General features: G+C 59.6%; 18 protein-coding genes. 9 read left to right on the top strand and 9 right to left on the bottom strand.

What is annotated here, in order from left to right; genetic code table 11:
* The first annotated feature begins 264 nt into the window (after positions 1-264).
* Together BLW70_RS04225 and BLW70_RS04220 are read left to right on the top strand one after the other, a co-directional pair.
* Positions 265-2,241: a methyl-accepting chemotaxis protein gene (locus tag BLW70_RS04225; protein WP_074871915.1), complete on the top strand. Its 1,977-nt coding sequence runs from the start codon at positions 265-267 to the stop codon at positions 2,239-2,241.
* 267 nt (positions 2,242-2,508) lie between these two features.
* Positions 2,509-3,723 carry an aldose 1-epimerase family protein gene (locus BLW70_RS04220; RefSeq protein ID WP_038980773.1) on the top strand — a complete coding sequence of 405 codons (1,215 nt, stop codon included), beginning with the start codon at positions 2,509-2,511 and terminating at the stop codon, positions 3,721-3,723.
* 6 nt (positions 3,724-3,729) lie between these two features.
* Here the strand turns inward: BLW70_RS04220 and BLW70_RS04215 are convergent, their stop codons facing one another.
* A complete protein-coding gene (locus tag BLW70_RS04215; protein WP_074871913.1) occupies positions 3,730-5,223 on the bottom strand; it encodes a YifB family Mg chelatase-like AAA ATPase in 1,494 nt (497 codons plus the stop codon).
* Between the two features lie 447 nt (positions 5,224-5,670).
* Here BLW70_RS04215 and BLW70_RS04210 point away from each other — a divergent pair, with 447 nt between their 5' ends.
* The gene (locus BLW70_RS04210) at positions 5,671-5,934 is read left to right on the top strand and encodes a HigA family addiction module antitoxin (protein WP_074871912.1); all 264 of its coding nucleotides are present in this window, start codon (positions 5,671-5,673) and stop codon (positions 5,932-5,934) included.
* Between the two features lie 11 nt (positions 5,935-5,945).
* Here the strand turns inward: BLW70_RS04210 and BLW70_RS04205 are convergent, their stop codons facing one another.
* Together BLW70_RS04205 and BLW70_RS04200 are read right to left on the bottom strand one after the other, a co-directional pair.
* Complete coding sequence (locus BLW70_RS04205; protein WP_074880402.1) at positions 5,946-6,467, bottom strand: BRO-N domain-containing protein; 522 nt, start codon at positions 6,465-6,467, stop codon at positions 5,946-5,948.
* Between the two features lie 433 nt (positions 6,468-6,900).
* Positions 6,901-7,167, bottom strand: coding sequence for an accessory factor UbiK family protein (locus tag BLW70_RS04200; protein WP_007894783.1), 267 nt, complete (start codon positions 7,165-7,167; stop codon positions 6,901-6,903).
* A 421-nt stretch (positions 7,168-7,588) separates the two neighbouring features.
* Here BLW70_RS04200 and glnK point away from each other — a divergent pair, with 421 nt between their 5' ends.
* The 4 genes from glnK to sutA all read left to right on the top strand — a co-directional run bounded on the left by glnK (position 7,589) and on the right by sutA (position 10,366).
* Positions 7,589-7,927: a P-II family nitrogen regulator gene (glnK, locus tag BLW70_RS04195; RefSeq protein ID WP_002555808.1), complete on the top strand. Its 339-nt coding sequence runs from the start codon at positions 7,589-7,591 to the stop codon at positions 7,925-7,927.
* Positions 7,928-7,962: 35 nt separating this feature from the next.
* Positions 7,963-9,300, top strand: coding sequence for an ammonium transporter (locus BLW70_RS04190; RefSeq protein ID WP_074871910.1), 1,338 nt, complete (start codon positions 7,963-7,965; stop codon positions 9,298-9,300).
* A gap of 214 nt (positions 9,301-9,514) precedes the next feature.
* The gene (locus tag BLW70_RS04185; protein ID WP_074871909.1) at positions 9,515-9,964 is read left to right on the top strand and encodes a secondary thiamine-phosphate synthase enzyme YjbQ; all 450 of its coding nucleotides are present in this window, start codon (positions 9,515-9,517) and stop codon (positions 9,962-9,964) included.
* A gap of 78 nt (positions 9,965-10,042) precedes the next feature.
* Positions 10,043-10,366, top strand: a complete 324-nt coding sequence (gene sutA / locus BLW70_RS04180) for a transcriptional regulator SutA (RefSeq protein ID WP_046045079.1) — start codon at positions 10,043-10,045, stop codon at positions 10,364-10,366.
* 201 nt (positions 10,367-10,567) lie between these two features.
* Here sutA and BLW70_RS04175 read toward each other — a convergent pair whose 3' ends face one another.
* From BLW70_RS04175 to lptM, 6 genes are read right to left on the bottom strand one after another with little or no spacing between them, the layout of a single operon-like run.
* Positions 10,568-11,272: an HAD family hydrolase gene (locus BLW70_RS04175; protein WP_074871907.1), complete on the bottom strand. Its 705-nt coding sequence runs from the start codon at positions 11,270-11,272 to the stop codon at positions 10,568-10,570.
* The gene (xerC, locus tag BLW70_RS04170) at positions 11,269-12,168 is read right to left on the bottom strand and encodes a tyrosine recombinase XerC (RefSeq protein WP_008150257.1); all 900 of its coding nucleotides are present in this window, start codon (positions 12,166-12,168) and stop codon (positions 11,269-11,271) included. The genes BLW70_RS04175 and xerC overlap by 4 nt, the downstream gene beginning before the upstream one ends.
* Before the next feature lie 2 nt (positions 12,169-12,170).
* A complete protein-coding gene (locus BLW70_RS04165; RefSeq protein ID WP_074871905.1) occupies positions 12,171-12,896 on the bottom strand; it encodes a DUF484 family protein in 726 nt (241 codons plus the stop codon).
* Positions 12,897-12,909: 13 nt separating this feature from the next.
* Positions 12,910-13,740 carry a diaminopimelate epimerase gene (gene dapF / locus BLW70_RS04160; RefSeq protein ID WP_074871904.1) on the bottom strand — a complete coding sequence of 277 codons (831 nt, stop codon included), beginning with the start codon at positions 13,738-13,740 and terminating at the stop codon, positions 12,910-12,912.
* 4 nt (positions 13,741-13,744) lie between these two features.
* Positions 13,745-14,992 (bottom strand): diaminopimelate decarboxylase, encoded by a 1,248-nt coding sequence (gene lysA, locus BLW70_RS04155; RefSeq protein WP_074871902.1) that lies wholly within the window; start codon positions 14,990-14,992, stop codon positions 13,745-13,747.
* A gap of 9 nt (positions 14,993-15,001) precedes the next feature.
* On the bottom strand, positions 15,002-15,172 hold the full coding sequence (gene lptM, locus BLW70_RS04150) for an LPS translocon maturation chaperone LptM (protein WP_074871901.1): 171 nt from the start codon (positions 15,170-15,172) through the stop codon (positions 15,002-15,004).
* A 325-nt stretch (positions 15,173-15,497) separates the two neighbouring features.
* Between lptM and cyaY the strand changes: the two genes are divergently transcribed.
* Complete coding sequence (gene cyaY, locus BLW70_RS04145) at positions 15,498-15,830, top strand: iron donor protein CyaY (RefSeq protein WP_046053810.1); 333 nt, start codon at positions 15,498-15,500, stop codon at positions 15,828-15,830.
* A gap of 4 nt (positions 15,831-15,834) precedes the next feature.
* Complete coding sequence (locus tag BLW70_RS04140) at positions 15,835-16,053, top strand: DUF1289 domain-containing protein (protein WP_074871899.1); 219 nt, start codon at positions 15,835-15,837, stop codon at positions 16,051-16,053.
* Positions 16,054-16,133: the final 80 nt, after the last annotated feature.

Genomic DNA, 16,133 nt, shown 5'->3' with positions numbered 1-16,133 from the left:
AGTCGGTTTCTGACGGTGAGCCGTCTATTCGAGAACTGACGCGCACCGATGACTGGTGAGAATTCTGTTTGTAATTCGATAGCGCTATTTGAAGAAAACCCCTCGGTAATAAGGTTCTGCAGGCACCAATACTCAAGTAATCCGATTGCCCGCCGAAAATGCAGGTGGAACCTTCGTGCAGGTTCGACGCAATTCCCATTATTAGAATTTTGCTGAGTGTGCAGCCAGATCAAGGAAGATCCGGTCGCTCGGCCAGGAGCTGTCATGTCTCAACCTCGTGCCCGGATCGCCTCACAGCTTGGTCTTGCGCTTGCCGTGATACTGGCGATCGTCATCAGCGGCAGTACCGTGTTCGCCCTGCGTTCGCTGGACACCGCCAACCTCGCCACCCGCGAAGAGCACCTGGCCAGTGAAGCCCGGTTGCTGGCCGATCAACTGAGCACCTTTCACGGCACGTTGCGTGAAAGTACCCAGCGCTTGGCAGGCCTGTTCGAGAAACGCTTCAACGCGGGCCTGAGCGTGCATCCGGACGAGCCGGTAGTCGTGGCAGGCGTGCAGACTCCGGGCCTGCATCTGGGTAGCGAAGTGTTGAACAACAACTTCAAGGAAGTCGACGAGTTCAAGCAAATGACAGCGGGGGTCGCCACGGTGTTCGTGCGTAGCGGCGACGACTTCATTCGGGTCAGCACCAATGTGAGTAAACAGGACGGCAACCGGGCTATCGGCACCGTGCTTGATCACGCGAACCCGGCATACACCCGTTTGATGGCGGGGCAGAGCTTCGTCGGTCGGTCGTTGCTTTTCGAACGCTTCTACATGTCGCAGTACACCCCCGTACGGGACACCAGCGGTAAGGTCATTGCCGTGTTGTACGTAGGATTCGACTACACCGACGCGCAGAACGCGCAGTTCGCCAACCTCAAGCGCTTCCGCATCGGCCAGACCGGCTCTCTGGCGTTGCTCGATGAGCAGAACAAATGGCTGGTGCCGATCGCCGGCGTGCAAGTACTGGAGCGGGCTGTCCCCGCGATCAACAGCCTGGTGAAGACCCCGGGCAAGGGCGAGTTCTGGAGCGACAAGGCCGAAGATTTCTACAGCATTGCCGTACCGTTTGAAGACGGTCCATGGTCGGTCGTGGCGAGCATGCCGAAAACCGAAATCCGTGCCGTGACGTGGAGTGTCGGCATTCAATTGGCGATTGGCAGTCTGCTGGCGATGTTGATCGCTGTGGGCTCGGCAGTCTGGTTGCTACGCAGCAAGCTCGCCCCCTTGGGTGATCTGGTGCGACAGGCCGAAGCCTTGGGCGCCGGTGATTTGAGCGTGCGGCTGAACGTATCGAGCAACGACGAAATCGGCCAGTTGGCCCGTGCGTTCAACCAGATGAGCCAGGCGCTGTCGACCATGGTCGAGCACATCCGCAAGGCCTCGCAAGAGGTCAACAGCCGTGCCCAGGCCTTGTCCGGTCTCTCCGGTGGCGCCTATGAAGGGATGGAGCAGCAGTCGGGCGAAATCACCAGCATGGCCGGCGCGGTGGAAGAGTTCAGCGCCACGTCTTTGAACATTGCCGACAACATGGGCAGCACTCAGCGTCTGGCTCAAGAAAACGCACAACAAACCCAGATCGGTCGTACTTCGATGGACGAAGCGTCCTCGTCCCTGGAGCAAATCGCTGGCGCGCTGAACAGCACGGCGACGGTGATCAATACCTTGGGCCAGCGCTCCCAGGAAATCGGCGGCATTGTCGGGGTGATCACCTCGATCGCCGAGCAAACCAACTTGCTGGCGCTCAACGCCGCCATCGAAGCCGCGCGCGCCGGCGAACAGGGGCGTGGTTTTGCCGTCGTGGCTGATGAAGTTCGTAACCTGGCGTCGCGCACTCGCCAGGCGACGGACGAGATTTCCGGGATGATCCAGAGCATTCAGCTGGAAACCGGGAATGCCATCAGCACCATGGAGCAGGGCAACTTGCTGATGCAGGAAGGCCTGTCGCGCAACGCCAACGTCGCTTCGGCGCTGGCGCGGATTGACGAACAAAGCCGTTCGGCCGGGCAGCAATTCGCCGCCATCACCACCGCGACCCAGGAACAAAGCAGCACCGCGACCTTGCTCAGCAGCAATCTGCAAAGCATCGCCTTGGCGAACAGTGAACAGCGAGAAGTCGTGTCGAACCTGGCTGTGACGGCCAAAGAGCTGGAGAAGCTCGCGGCGGACTTGCGCCATGAGGTTGACCGGTTTCGTTGAGTCGCCTCTGAAATCGCCATCGCGAGCAGGCTCACTCCCACATTGGATCTCGGTTGTTCACAAATTCTGTGTTCACCGTCGATCCAATGTGGGAGTGAGCCTGCTCGCGATGGCATCGACTCAATTGCCGATTTGTCGCAAATCTGCGAATCAATTCCTCTCTAGTCGTCTTCCTTGGCATTTAGCACCAATGTCTCTGTTTTTGTGCTTGCTGAAACGTTTCTTCAAGTCTATAAAAATGGCACAACTCCAAGAAAGGCTGCTGCCATGACCCCGCTCAAACTCTTCGTTGCCCTCAGCGCACTGTCCGCTGCTTCCCAAGCCATGGCCTGGGACTATGTTTTGCTCGACACCGACAAAGCCGCCCAGAACTGGCAAATCACCAGCCAGCAACTCGGCGTAAAAACCGACAAACCCTTCAGCGTCACCCTGCGCACCTTGCACGGTGGTCGGCAGGAGGGCGTCAGCATCGTCGACATCGATAACGGCACAATGAAACTCTCGGTGGTGCCGACTCGAGGCATGAACGTCCTGCAGGCCTCGGTCGGCGATGTGCGCATGGGCTGGGATTCGCCGGTCAAGGAAGTGGTCAATCCATCCTTCATCGAACTCAACGGTCGTGGTGGCCTGGGCTGGCTGGAAGGTTTCAACGAACTGGTCACCCGCTGCGGCTACGAATGGGTCGGCCACCCTGGCATGGACAATGGTGAACTGCTGACCCTGCACGGTCGCGCCGCCAACATCCCCGCGAACAAAGTCACCCTGCACATCGATGAAAAACCGCCGTATGCCATAACCCTGCGCGGTGAGCTGAAAGAACAGGCGTTCAAGAAAGTCGATTTCTCCGTCGCGACCGAACTGGTCACCGAGCCCGGCAGCGTAGCGTTCGCCCTCAACGACACCCTGACCAACAACGGCGACTATCCGAAGGAATACCAGGCGCTGTACCACAGCAACTTCAGCACCCCGTTCCTGGAACAGGGCGCCCGCTTCGCCGCGCCGGTGAAACAGGTGTCGCCGTTCAACGACAAGGCCAAAGGTGATCTGCCGGACTGGCAAACCTACCGCGCACCGACCAAGGACTACGACGAAACGGTTTACAACGTGGTGCCATATGCCGATGCCAAGGGCGATACGCTGACCGTGCTGCATAACAAGGCCGGCAGCCTGGGGGTTTCGGTCGGCTTCAATACTCAAACACTGCCCGTGTTCTCCCTGTGGAAAAACACCGATACCCAAGGGCAGGGCTATGTCACGGGGCTGGAACCGGGAACGAGTTTTTCCTACAACCGCCGGTATCAGCGGCCACTGAACCTGGTGCCGACGATTGGGCCGAAGGAACAGAAGCAGTTCGGGATCAGCTACAGCTTGTTGGCGGATAAGGCGGCTGTGGATAAGGCGTTGAAGCGGGTGAGCGAGATTCAGGGTGGGCGGGAGACTGAGGTGCGGCAGACGCCGTTGGTTGATCTGACCAAGGGGTGACGCCGGCTAGAGTGTTGTTGGCCGATATTGCAGCGCTTCGGCCAAGTGTTCACGGGTAATGCCTTCGACTTGCTCAAGGTCCGCCAAGGTGCGAGCCACCTTGAGCAGTCGATGGGCCGCGCGCAGTGATAGGGTCAGTCGTTCACACGCCGTTTCCAGCCAGGTTTCGTCAACGGTGGATAACTTGCAGTGTCTGCGCAGGCCCGGCAAATCGAGGAACGCATTGGCGCAACCTTGACGCGTTTGTTGGCGTTCTCGCGCATCGGCCACCAACTCGGCGGCGGTGGCAGTGTCGTCGCCGGGTTTCAACGCAGGATTCAATGCCGTGGCTTCGCGAGCGACGGTCAGGTGCAGATCGATGCGGTCCAGCAGTGGCCCCGACAGCTTGTTGCGGTAACGCTGGACCATGTCCGGCGTACAACTGCATTTACCACTGGGCTCGCCAAGATATCCACAGGGGCAGGGATTCATCGCCGCGACCAGTTGAAAGCGTGCCGGGAAGCGTACGCGGTCCTTGGCGCGGGAAATCACGATGTGGCCGGATTCCAGTGGCTCTCTCAATACCTCCAATACCTTGCGATCAAATTCCGGAAGCTCATCGAGGAACAGCACGCCATGATGGGCGAGGGTGATTTCGCCGGGTTGTGGTTTCGAGCCACCGCCCACCAGTGCCGGGCCTGAAGCGGAGTGGTGCGGCTGTCGGAAGGGACGCTGTGGCCAATGACTCAACGGCACACAACTGGCGACAGATTGAATCGCCGCGACTTCCAGCGCTTCGCACTCGGCCAATGGCGGTAACAGCCCTGGAAGACGACTCGCCAACAACGTTTTCCCCGTCCCCGGTGGACCGCTGAACAGCAAGTTATGAGCACCCGCCGCCGCAATCAGCAAGGCTCGCTTGGCCGCAAGTTGCCCCTGCACTTCGTTCAAGTCTGGATAGGGTTTGCTGGCGTAGAGCAAACCGTTGGAAGCATAGGGGGCGATGGGCGTGTGGCCATTGAAATGCGCGACCGCTTCCAGCAAATGATCCACTGCAATCACCTTCAACCCCGAAGCCAGGCAGGCCTCCTCGGCATTCGCCCGCGGCACTACCAGCGTGCGCCCGGCCTTGCGCGCCGCCAGCGCTGCCGGCAACACCCCACGAACCGCCCGCACCGCGCCCGACAGCGCCAGCTCTCCCAGGCACTCCACGTCATCCAGCGTCAACGTCGGTACCTGCACACTGGCCGAGAGAATTCCCAAGGCAATCGCCAGATCGAATCGCCCGCCGTCCTTTGGTAAGTCGGCCGGGGCGAGATTCAAGGTGATGCGCCGCGCCGGAAATTGCAGGCCGGAATTGATGATCGCGCTGCGTACCCGGTCCTTGCTTTCCTTCACCGCCGCCTCGGGCAGCCCGACCATGGTCAGCGACGGCAAGCCGTTGGCCAGGTGCACTTCTACGGTGACGGCGGGTGCTTCTACGCCAACCTGGGCGCGGCTGTGGACGATGGAGAGGGACATGGTCGTTCCTTGAGCTGACGAGGACCGCTTCCTGCGGTTTTTTGAAGGGTAGTCGTGGGCGGATGATTTAGCGTGGCGGCGGAGTAACCAAACTTTCGCAGGATGTTGCTGGGGGAGCTGATTCCAGTCAGTTAAGCCGTAACGCAATCCGTAGCAGCTGGCGGAGCCTGCGTTCGACTGCGCAGCAGTCGTAAATTCAAGTTGTGCGGTCTGCCTGATGCACCGCGTGATCTGATTTCACGACTGCTTCGCAGCCGAACGCAGCCTTCGGCAGCTGCTACAAAGGTTATGTAGCGGCTGGTATTTAAGCGTAATCAGCGGCGGCAGCTATTTTTTTGTAGGATCGGTCTTGGATAAATGAAGGACTTCGGTGAAAGCTCAAGGACGCACTTGTCGGATCGACGTGGCTGCTTATGATCACAGCTGATCGAGCCCTCAGGAGGGGAAATGAGCAATTCTGGAATGCGGCCGATTCATCCTGGCGAAATCCTTGAAAAGGAGTTTTTAGTGCCTCTGGGCATTACGGCGGCTGGGCTAGCTAGCTTGTTGAATGAAGGCGCGGGTGGCGTGAGAGCTCTTGTGATGCAGGAGGGTAGTATCAGTCCTGAGCTCGCAAAGAAGCTCTCGCTCTACCTGAAAACCACGCCCGAGTTCTGGCTAAACCTGCAATCGACCTACGATCAGCGCAGAGCCGAAATCGAGCGCGGGTGAGCTTCGGGCAACTAAAAAGACTGCAGCACCCGCGAAGCACGCTTCCACCACGACGCATTGACCGGACTTCGCGGTCGTTCCTCATTCGGCAGCAGCTGCGGAACATCCTGCAACCGAATCCACGGCTGGTTATTCCAGTGCAGCAAACTCAACGACATCTGCGGCCAATTCAGCAGGCTCAGTATCGGGCGTTCGGTTGAGGTGGGTTGTTGGGCGTCTCTGAGGGCTGGCACTACTTCGTGGGTCAGCCATTCGCGCAGGCCTCGGTATTCGGGGCAGTAGTGGTAGATCAGTAACGCGTAGACGCCGGATTCGCTGATCAGCAGAGTGTTTTCGATGGCTCCGTGGATGAGCATTTGTACGGTTTGGTGTTGGTCGGGATCGAGTTTGCGTAGCGCTCGTTCGTCGAGGAAGAGGCGGAGCAATCGGCCGAGGTCGCGGGCGCTGAACCAGGGTTGGTTTTCCAGGAGGAGGGCGTGGAGGTGGAGTTTGTGGCGGGTGAAGACGTGGGGGGTTAGATAGTTTTCATCCATGGTGCAGTACCCAAATTTCGCTTGATAAATAACTGCCATTTATCGTCGCCAAACAATAAGGGTGGCAGCTGTGTGCGGGTTGGCGAACCGGCCAAGCGAATACCGGCAGACCCTAAGGTCTCCCACACACAGCCGCCATAATTCGGATCGAGGAAGAAATACCTGATATCGAACAAGGTTGCGGTGCATAGCTTGGTATCCAGGTCGCCAAACCTAGTGCTGAACATTCAGCATTGGGTGAGCTTAGAAACCGGGGCTTTGCGGCGCAATCGGACGGCGGTGGTTTTCTTGTAGGACTCAGCCTGGAATTAGCGCTGAATGATCGTTCCCACGCTCTGCGTGGGAATGCATCCCGTGACGCTCTGCGTCACATCTGGAGCGGAACGCGGAGCGTCCCTGGCGGCATTCCCACGCAGAGCGTGGGAACGATCAGTTACTCGGCGTCAGCAGGTGGATTGAGCTTCGCTTCAAGCTCCGCCACTTTCGCCTCAAGGCTCTCCAACCGTGCGCGGGTGCGTGCCAGTACGACCATCTGGCTGTCGAACTCTTCCCGGCTCACCAGATCCAGCTTGCTGAAGCCGCTCTGCAACAGAGCCTTGAACTGGCTTTCGATTTCGCTTTTTGGCAGTGGGGTGTCGCCGCTGAAGAGGCGGGAGGCGGTGCCGCTCAGGGCGTCGAGGAAGTCTTTGGGCGCGAGCATGGGTAATGTCCTGTCAAACAATGGCGGGCAGTGTATCACGCAGTGTCTATAGTCAATCCCGACAGGAAGTCATGCACGCTTTTCGCGCATGCGGACGGATGGCATCGCACTGTTGTTGTGCGTAACGCAGCGGGAGTAGCGGTGAAGTGGCAGGGATCAGGGGCTAAAGGCCTGAAAACAGGGAGCTTTGTGGAGATGGCAAGCTTTCTGCTTAGCACCTAGTGACCCATGCACTGATGCAGTCACTGTGACGAAATGCAGTGCGCCAATCGGAACGGGGGAAGTGTTTCGTGCGGAGTGGTTAGCAGGCGTCGGACGGGCAGGTAAGGCCGACGATGCGTTACAAAGCCAGGCACTGCGCTTAGACTTGAGTCGGGTTTGTTTTCCTGGGGCAAGTCCACCAATTCGGGAGAGAGTTTTCATGAAGCTAGTCACTGCCATCATCAAGCCGTTCAAACTGGACGACGTACGCGAGTCGCTGTCCGAGATCGGCGTGCAGGGCATTACCGTTACTGAAGTCAAAGGCTTCGGTCGGCAGAAGGGTCACACCGAGCTGTATCGCGGCGCGGAGTACGTGGTCGATTTCCTGCCCAAGGTGAAAATCGATGTCGCCATTGACGACAAGGATCTGGACCGGGTTATCGAGGCGATAACCAAGGCTGCCAACACCGGCAAGATCGGTGACGGCAAGATCTTCGTGGTCAATCTGGAACAGGCGATTCGCATCCGTACCGGCGAAACCGATACCGACGCAATCTAAGCCGCCACAAACCCAACGCCCCAGGAGAAAACAATATGACTCTGCGTAAATTCGCAGGGCTAGGAGCCCTGTTGTCCCTCGTAATGCCCAGCCTGGCTATGGCGGCAGACGAAGTGGCGGCCCCAGTCCTCAACTCCGGCGACACCGCCTGGATGATGACCTCGACAGCCCTTGTGCTGTTCATGACCATTCCCGGCCTCGCGCTGTTCTACGGCGGCATGGTTCGCTCCAAAAACATTCTTTCCGTGATGATGCAATGCTTCGCCATTACCGGCCTGATCAGCATCCTGTGGGTCATTTATGGCTACAGCATCGCGTTCGACACCACTGGCATGGAACAGGGCGTCGTCAACTTCAATTCATTCTTCGGCGGCATGGGCAAGGCGTTTCTTGCCGGTGTCACGCCTTCGAGCCTGACCGGGCCGGCGGCGCTGTTCCCTGAAGCGGTGTTCATCACCTTTCAAATGACCTTCGCCATCATCACTCCAGCGCTGATCGTCGGTGCCTTCGCCGAGCGGATGAAGTTTTCCGCCATGCTGATCTTCATGGGCGTCTGGTTCACCCTGGTTTATGCACCGATTGCGCACATGGTCTGGTCCGGTAACGGCGGCCTGATGTGGGACTGGGGCGTGCTGGACTTCGCTGGCGGCACCGTGGTGCACATTAACGCCGGTGTGGCTGGTCTGATTGCCTGCCTGGTATTGGGCAAGCGCAAAGGCTTCCCGACCACCCCGATGGCGCCGCACAACCTCGGTTACACCCTGATGGGCGCCGCGATGCTGTGGGTCGGCTGGTTTGGCTTCAACGCCGGTTCCGCTGCCGCCGCCAACGGCACTGCCGGTATGGCGATGCTGGTGACCCAGATCGCAACCGCCGCCGCTGCATTGGGCTGGATGTTCGCCGAGTGGATCACACACGGCAAACCAAGTGCTTTGGGTATTGCATCGGGTGTTGTGGCCGGTCTGGTTGCGATTACGCCAGCCGCTGGCACCGTGGGCCCGATGGGCGCATTGGTCATCGGTCTGGCAGCCGGCGTGGTGTGCTTCTTCTGCGCCACCACCCTGAAACGCAAACTCGGTTATGACGACTCCCTGGATGCCTTCGGCGTGCACGGCATTGGCGGTATTCTCGGCGCAATCCTGACGGGTGTGTTCGCGGCACCGGCCCTTGGTGGCTTCGGTACCGTGACCGACATTGGTGCACAAGTCTGGATTCAGTGTAAAGGCGTGGGCTTCACGGTGATCTACACCGCGATCGTCACGTTCATCATCCTCAAGGTCCTGGACGCCGTCATGGGGCTGCGTATTACCGAAGAAGAAGAGGCTGTCGGCATCGATCTGGCACTCCACAACGAACGCGGCTACAACTTGTAAGCACGCGCATAAAAAATTTGCCCGGCTTGCCGGGCATTTTTTTGTCTGAAGTTTGTCAGTGAAGGAACTGCTGAAAGGTTTTTTCGTACACGTTTAGAGGCGTTTACGACGAGCGTTTTTCTGCGGCCAATGGCTTACATGATAGAAGGAATATTAGGGCCTTTGTTTTTTCCCAGAGCGCGCTAGAATGCGCCCCGAACGTGCGGAGAACTGTATGTGGCAACAGACTCTGATTACCCTGCGGGCGAGGCCCCGGGGCTTTCATCTGGTAACGGACGAGTTACTCGCCGGCTTGCCTGAACTCAAGGCATGTCGGGTCGGTCTGTTGCATTTGTGGCTGCAGCATACCTCGGCCTCGTTGACCATCAACGAGAACGCCGATCCGGCGGTACGTCGCGACTTCGAACGATTTTTCAATCGTCTGATCCCACAAGGAACAGACGGCTATGAGCATAACGACGAAGGCCTGGACGACCTCCCGGCGCACTTCAAGGCCAGCGTACTTGGCTGTCAGCTCAGTTTGCCGATTTCGGCAGGCCGACTGGCGCTGGGGACCTGGCAAGGCGTTTATCTGGGCGAGCACCGTGATTTTGGCGGTGCCCGTAAAGTCCTCGCCACCGTGCACGGTGAAGAGGCATCAACCGCTGGTTACCAGCGTTTGTAGAATTTTTTCCGGCGGCCTTCGACAGACGGCGAAGCTGGGCTATAACTAATCTGCTTTTCGCAAGTCATGAGGTAGAACATGAGCGACGATGATCTGGAAAACGACGACCTCGAAGTAGGCGACGACGACGAAACCGAAGAAGGTCTGGAAACAGCAGCGGAAGACGTTGCTGACGACGATGGCGGTGAAGCGCCCGTTCCGACCGCCAAAGGCAAAGCCAAGGCAGCGGTGTCGGTCGATGAGCTGCCGAGCGTCGAAGCGAAAAACAAGGAGCGTGATGCTCTGGCGCGGGCCATGGAAGAGTTCCTGGCCAAGGGCGGCAAGGTGCAGGAAGTGGAGGCCAATGTGGTCGCCGATCCTCCCAAGAAGCCTGACAACAAGTACGGCAGCCGGCCTATCTGAGGCCGCCGCTTGCTTGCTGAAAAAGCCCGCCGTCGCTGCGGGCTTTTTCATGGGTAAAACAAAACTTTTGAGCCTGCGTCGATTCCCTGTGGGAGTGAGCCTGCTCGCGATAGTGGTGTGTCAGGCAATACAAATACTGAATGTCACTCCGCTATCGCGAGCAGGCTCACTCCCACAAGGGGAATATCGGTGATCTCAAGGTTAGTGTTGGGCGTTCCAGAGGGCCAATAACCCCGGCAACTCGGTCAAGCTGCGAATCTCGGCATCCGGTGCCTTCTCGGCTTCCCAAACCTTGCCGGCCGGGTTAAACCAGATCGCCCGCAATCCCGCCTGCTGGGCGCCGGCAATGTCATCGCCGGGATGATCGCCGATATGTACCGCTGTTTCGGCAGTCGCGCCGCCCCGCAGCAACGCTTCATGAAACAGTCGCGCATCCGGTTTGCCGATGCCGATGTCTTCGGCGCACAGGGCAAACTTGAAGTAGTCCGCCAGCCCGAGCCGGCGTACATCGGCGTTGCCATTGGTGACCACGCCGAGGGCATAGTGATTGGCCAGCGCCTCCAGGGTCGGTTGCACCTCCGGGAAGATTTCCAGCTGATGCCGCGCATGCAGAAACACTTCAAAACTCTGATCGGCCAGGTCTGAAGCCTGACCCTGGTCGTAACCGGCCTCTTCCAGCGCGTGGAACAAGACTCGGCGACGCAGGGCGCTGATGCGGTGCTTGAGGCTTGGTTCGCTGTTGAGGATCCGCTCGCGAATCGACCACAAATGCTCCACCGGCACGGCGCCCAGGTTCGGTGCATGCTCGGTCAGCCATTCACGTAATACGGCTTCGGCGCTGACGATCACCGGGGCGGTATCCCACAGGGTGTCGTCGAGGTCGAAGGTGATCAATTGAATTCTCATGACTCATCGCCTTTGATGCGTTTGGCCCGTGGATGGGCGCTGTCGTAAACCGTCGCCAGGTGCTGGAAGTCCAGGTGGGTGTAGATCTGGGTGGTTTTGATGTCCGAATGGCCGAGCAATTCCTGAACCGCCCGCAGGTCCTGGGAGGACTCCAGTAAATGGCTGGCGAAGGAGTGCCGCAGCATGTGCGGATGCAGGTTTTGTCCCAGTTCGCGCTCGCCAGCGGCTTTAACTCGTACTTGAATCGCCCGTGGACCGAGGCGCCGGCCTTGCTGGCTGACAAACACCGCGTCATCCGCCGGGTTGGTCATGGCCCGTAGCGGCAGCCACAACTCCAGCGCTTCGCGAGCTTTTTTGCCGACCGGCAGCAGTCGGGTCTTGCTGCCCTTGCCCAGCACTTGAACCATGCCGTCGGCCAGGTCCAACTGGTCCAGATTGAGCCCGGTCAGCTCCGACAGCCGCAAACCTGAGGAATAGAACAGCTCCAGGATCGCCTGATCCCGACGCGCCAGAAAATCATCTTCCACCGCGCCCTCAAGCAGTTGCAACGCACGGTCGGTGTCGAGGGTTTTCGGCAGCCGGCGTTCGCCCTTCGGCGGTGCCAGGCCGTTGGCCGGGTCGTGATCGCACAGACCTTCGCGGTTCAGATAGTGATAAAGCCCGCGCACCGCCGACAGCAGCCGCGCCAGGCTGCGGGACGATTGGCCTTGTGAATGCAAGCGTGCGATCAAGCTGCGCAGGCGTTGAATGTCCAGGGCCGCCCAGCTGCTGATGTTCTGTTTGACGCACCAGCCCAGCACTTTGTCGAGGTCGCGACGGTAGGCATACAGCGTGTGGGGCGACACCTGCCGCTCACTGCGCAAGTGTTCGCAGTAAGCGTCCAGTTGTCGTTCCATGGTCAGCGTACCGAGCGCAGGGAGGTGTTGACCCGTGGCAGCACGCGGCCCATGACTTCGGCGATGTAACTGAGGAACAGCGTGCCCACCGAGCTCTTGTAGTGCTGCGGGTCGCGGCTGGCGATGGCCAGCACGCCATGGATGCCCTGATGGCTGATGGCGACGACGGCGGTGGAACCGATCTGCTTGCGCTGTTCTTCGCCAAACAAAAAGTCCAGTTCATGCTCACGCAAGCTGCCGCTGACGCTTTTGTCTTCCGAGAGCAAACCACCGATGGCCGTTTGCGCGTCGGCATGAGTCACCCAGCGGCCGACCGGCATCGGGTTGTCACCCAGCAGGATCAGGCTGACGAAGGGCACCTGGAAGTCCTGGCGCAGACTGTCTTCGACGCTGATTACCACGTCTTCCAGGCTGGTGGCGTCCATTAGCGCGAGAATCAGCCGGCGGGTCTTGTCGAAGAGGCGGTCGTTGTCGCGGGCAACGTCCATCAAGTGCGAGAGGCGATGACGCAACTCGATGTTGCGGTCGCGCAGGATCGTCATCTGGCGTTCGACCAGCGAGATGGTGTCGCCGCGCTGGTGCGGAATACGCAAGGTTGCGAGCAGGTCTTCATGCTCGACGAAGAAATCCGGATGAGCCTCCAGGTACGCGGCAATCGCCGCCGCCTCAAGGCTTTCGGAAGGGGATTCGTCGGGCTGTAGGGCGGGAACCTGGGGCTTATCTTTCATGGATTCGACTCTCTCAAAGACGCACTTGTCCTTCATAAACGCGCACTGCCGGGCCGGTCATCATGACCGGTTGGCCAGGGCCTGCCCATTCAATGGACAAACGCCCGCCAGGCAGGTCGATCAATAGCGGCGAATCCATCCACCCCTGGCTGATCGCGGCCACTGCGGCAGCGCAGGCGCCGGTTCCGCACGCCTGGGTTTCCCCGGCCCCGCGTTCCCAGACGCGCAATTGCGCGCGGTTTCGGTCGATGACCTGGAGAAAGCCGACATTGACCCGCGCCGGAAAGCGCGGATGGTTCTCGATTTTCGGTCCCAGCTCATGCACCGGTGCATTGTTGATGTCGCTGACTCGCAGCACGGCATGGGGGTTGCCCATGGAGATGGCGGCCAGTTCGATCGCCGTGCCATCGACGTCGACCTTATAACTCAGGGCCTGTTCCGGCGCGTCGAACGGAATGTCGGCTGGCACCAGGCGCGGTGCGCCCATGTTGACACCGATCTGCCCGTCGTTGCGGACATCCAGTTCGATGATGCCGCTTTTGGTCTCGACACGGATCTGCCGCTTCGCCGTCAGACGCTTGTCGAGCACGAAGCGTGCGAAACAACGCGCACCGTTGCCGCACTGTTCCACTTCGGAGCCGTCGGCGTTGAAGATCCGGTAACGGAAATCCACGTCCGGGTTGCTCGGCGCTTCGACGATCAGCAACTGGTCGAAACCGATCCCCGTGTGCCGATCGCCCCATTGCTTGGCGTGTTTGGGCAGGATGTGCGCATGCTGGCTGACCAGGTCAAGGACCATGAAGTCATTGCCCAGGCCGTGCATCTTGGTAAAACGCAGCAGCATGGGTTTACTCCGGCAGCAGGCTTTCGCCAGCAAACAACTCGGCTACCGTCTCACGGCGACGCACTTCAAATGCCTGATCACCGTCCACCAACACTTCAGCGGCACGGCCGCGGGTGTTGTAGTTGGAACTCATGACAAACCCGTAGGCACCAGCCGAATGCACGGCCAGCAGGTCGCCTTCTTCCAGGGCCAACTCACGATCCTTGGCCAGGAAGTCGCCGGTTTCGCAGATCGGGCCGACGATGTCGTAGGCGCGAGCGGCGCTGTTGCGCGGGCGCACGGCGGTGACGTCCATCCAGGCTTGATACAGCGCCGGGCGGATCAGGTCGTTCATGGCCGCGTCGACGATGGCGAAGTCTTTGTGTTCGGTGTGCTTGAGGTACTCGACCTGGGTCAGCAGCACGCCGGCGTTGGCGACGATAAAGCGACCCGGCTCGAACACCAGCGCCAGGTCACGACCGTCGAGACGCTCGCGCACGGCCTTGATGTAGTCAGCAGCCAATGGCGGCTCTTCATCGCGATAACGCACGCCCAAACCACCACCGAGATCGATGTGGCGCAGGTAAATGCCGCAATCGCCGAGGCGGTCGACCAGGCCCAGCAGGCGGTCGAGGGCATCGATGAACGGCGGCAGGGTGGTCAGTTGCGAACCGATGTGGCAATCGACGCCGACTACTTCCAGGTTTGGCAGTTGGGCGGCGCGGATGTAGACGTCTTCGGCGTCGGCGATGGCGATACCGAACTTGTTCTCTTTAAGACCGGTGGAAATGTACGGGTGAGTGCCGGCGTCGACATCCGGGTTCACGCGCAGCGAGATCGGCGCGCGAACGCCCAGCTCGGCGGCGACGACTTGCAGACGTTCCAGCTCATCGGTGGATTCGACGTTGAAGCAATGCACGCCAACTTCCAGGGCACGACGCATGTCGTCACGGGTCTTGCCGACACCGGAGAACACGATCTTGTCAGCAGTGCCGCCAGCGGCCAGTACGCGCTCCAGTTCACCACGGGAAACGATGTCGAAACCGGCGCCCAGACGCGCCAGGACATTCAGTACACCCAGGTTGGAGTTGGCCTTGACCGCAAAGCAGACCAGATGCGGCATGCCGGCCAGCGCATCGGCGTAAGCCAGGTATTGAGCTTCGATGTGCGCACGGGAGTAAACGTAGGTCGGTGTACCAAAGCGCTCGGCGATGGCGGACAGGGCAACCCCTTCCGCGAACAGCTCACCGTCACGGTAGTTAAAAGCGTCCATGGCGTTCCCTTAGTAGACGTCGTGCTTGTGGGCTTTCGACGGAGTCTGCTGCGACGATTTGGCTTGCTCTGCAGGGTCCTGATTTTCATCAGGCAGGTACAGGGGGCCTTTTTGACCACAGGCCGACACAAGGCAAGCAACCGCGACGAGCGCAGCAAGGGAAGAGATCAGGCGCTTCATGGCGAAATCCTTGAAAATGCGTTAATTGCGCCGGAGTATACCGGCCACCCGGCAGCTTGCCTATGCAACGGGGCTCCCGTCCGGCGGGGCTTCGCACGATGCCTGCCAGTTATGTGCAATCCATTGTGGGAGCGAGCCTGCTCGCGATGGCGGAGTGTCAGTCAACGAAGATGTTGAATATGATGGCCCCATCGCGAGCAGGCTCGCTCCCACAGGTTTGCAGGTCTGTAGGAAAGGCCCTTGGTCGTTATCCTTTGCAATCACCGGGGCTCGCCCGTATCTTGCGGCGCTTGAGCGTGAGTAGACACTTTTTGAGGTTCCCGCAATGAGTTTGACTGAAGCCCGTTTCCACGACCTGGTCGATGCCACCCAGCAGGCGCTGGAGGATATTTTTGACGAGTGTGACCTGGATATCGATCTGGAGAGCTCGGCCGGTGTGCTCACCGTCAAGTTCGAAAACGGCAGCCAATTGATCTTCAGTCGTCAGGAACCGCTGCGGCAGCTGTGGCTGGCGGCCGTGTCCGGCGGGTTCCACTTCGATTACGACGAAGAGAGCAAGCGTTGGATGTGTGACAAGAGCGACGAACAACTCGGCGAGATGCTTGAGCGCATCGTCAAGCAGCAAGCTGACGCCGAGCTCGATTTCGAAGGTCTGTGAGATCGTGACCCAGCCTGCGCCCGTTCGTGCGCCAAAACCGCTCTACAGCAATGTCAGCCCGGCGGTGGCTTCACCGTGCAGCGGCGTGTGTCGGCTGGATGAGCAGAAGGTCTGCCTTGGGTGTTTTCGCCATGTCGAAGATATCCGCGAATGGCGTTCGGCCGATGATGAGCGGCGGCGTGTCATCTGCGCCCAGGCGGCGCAGCGCAAGACCGCCACCTGACGCCTTCACGCGACCTGTAGCAGCTGGCGAAGCCTGCGTTCGGCTGCGCAGCAGTCGTAAAACCTGAATGTTCGGTACTC

Source organism: Pseudomonas frederiksbergensis (assembly GCF_900105495.1).
GTDB lineage: Bacteria > Pseudomonadota > Gammaproteobacteria > Pseudomonadales > Pseudomonadaceae > Aquipseudomonas > Aquipseudomonas frederiksbergensis.
The sequence above is the reverse complement of the archived record's forward strand: the minus strand, read 5'-3'. Positions and strand labels throughout refer to the sequence as shown.

Bases quoted from the DNA above. Each gene is read 5' to 3' on its own strand.
- BLW70_RS04225 (WP_074871915.1), top strand. From the start codon at position 265: ATGTCTCAACCTCGTGCCCGGATCGCCTCACAGCTTGGTCTTGCGCTT.
- BLW70_RS04220 (WP_038980773.1), top strand. From the start codon at position 2,509: ATGACCCCGCTCAAACTCTTCGTTGCCCTCAGCGCACTGTCCGCTGCT.
- BLW70_RS04215 (WP_074871913.1), bottom strand. From the start codon at position 5,223: ATGTCCCTCTCCATCGTCCACAGCCGCGCCCAGGTTGGCGTAGAAGCA.
- BLW70_RS04210 (WP_074871912.1), top strand. From the start codon at position 5,671: ATGAGCAATTCTGGAATGCGGCCGATTCATCCTGGCGAAATCCTTGAA.
- BLW70_RS04205 (WP_074880402.1), bottom strand. From the start codon at position 6,467: ATGGATGAAAACTATCTAACCCCCCACGTCTTCACCCGCCACAAACTC.
- BLW70_RS04200 (WP_007894783.1), bottom strand. From the start codon at position 7,167: ATGCTCGCGCCCAAAGACTTCCTCGACGCCCTGAGCGGCACCGCCTCC.
- glnK (WP_002555808.1), top strand. From the start codon at position 7,589: ATGAAGCTAGTCACTGCCATCATCAAGCCGTTCAAACTGGACGACGTA.
- BLW70_RS04190 (WP_074871910.1), top strand. From the start codon at position 7,963: ATGACTCTGCGTAAATTCGCAGGGCTAGGAGCCCTGTTGTCCCTCGTA.
- BLW70_RS04185 (WP_074871909.1), top strand. From the start codon at position 9,515: ATGTGGCAACAGACTCTGATTACCCTGCGGGCGAGGCCCCGGGGCTTT.
- sutA (WP_046045079.1), top strand. From the start codon at position 10,043: ATGAGCGACGATGATCTGGAAAACGACGACCTCGAAGTAGGCGACGAC.
- BLW70_RS04175 (WP_074871907.1), bottom strand. From the start codon at position 11,272: ATGAGAATTCAATTGATCACCTTCGACCTCGACGACACCCTGTGGGAT.
- xerC (WP_008150257.1), bottom strand. From the start codon at position 12,168: ATGGAACGACAACTGGACGCTTACTGCGAACACTTGCGCAGTGAGCGG.
- BLW70_RS04165 (WP_074871905.1), bottom strand. From the start codon at position 12,896: ATGAAAGATAAGCCCCAGGTTCCCGCCCTACAGCCCGACGAATCCCCT.
- dapF (WP_074871904.1), bottom strand. From the start codon at position 13,740: ATGCTGCTGCGTTTTACCAAGATGCACGGCCTGGGCAATGACTTCATG.
- lysA (WP_074871902.1), bottom strand. From the start codon at position 14,992: ATGGACGCTTTTAACTACCGTGACGGTGAGCTGTTCGCGGAAGGGGTT.
- lptM (WP_074871901.1), bottom strand. From the start codon at position 15,172: ATGAAGCGCCTGATCTCTTCCCTTGCTGCGCTCGTCGCGGTTGCTTGC.
- cyaY (WP_046053810.1), top strand. From the start codon at position 15,498: ATGAGTTTGACTGAAGCCCGTTTCCACGACCTGGTCGATGCCACCCAG.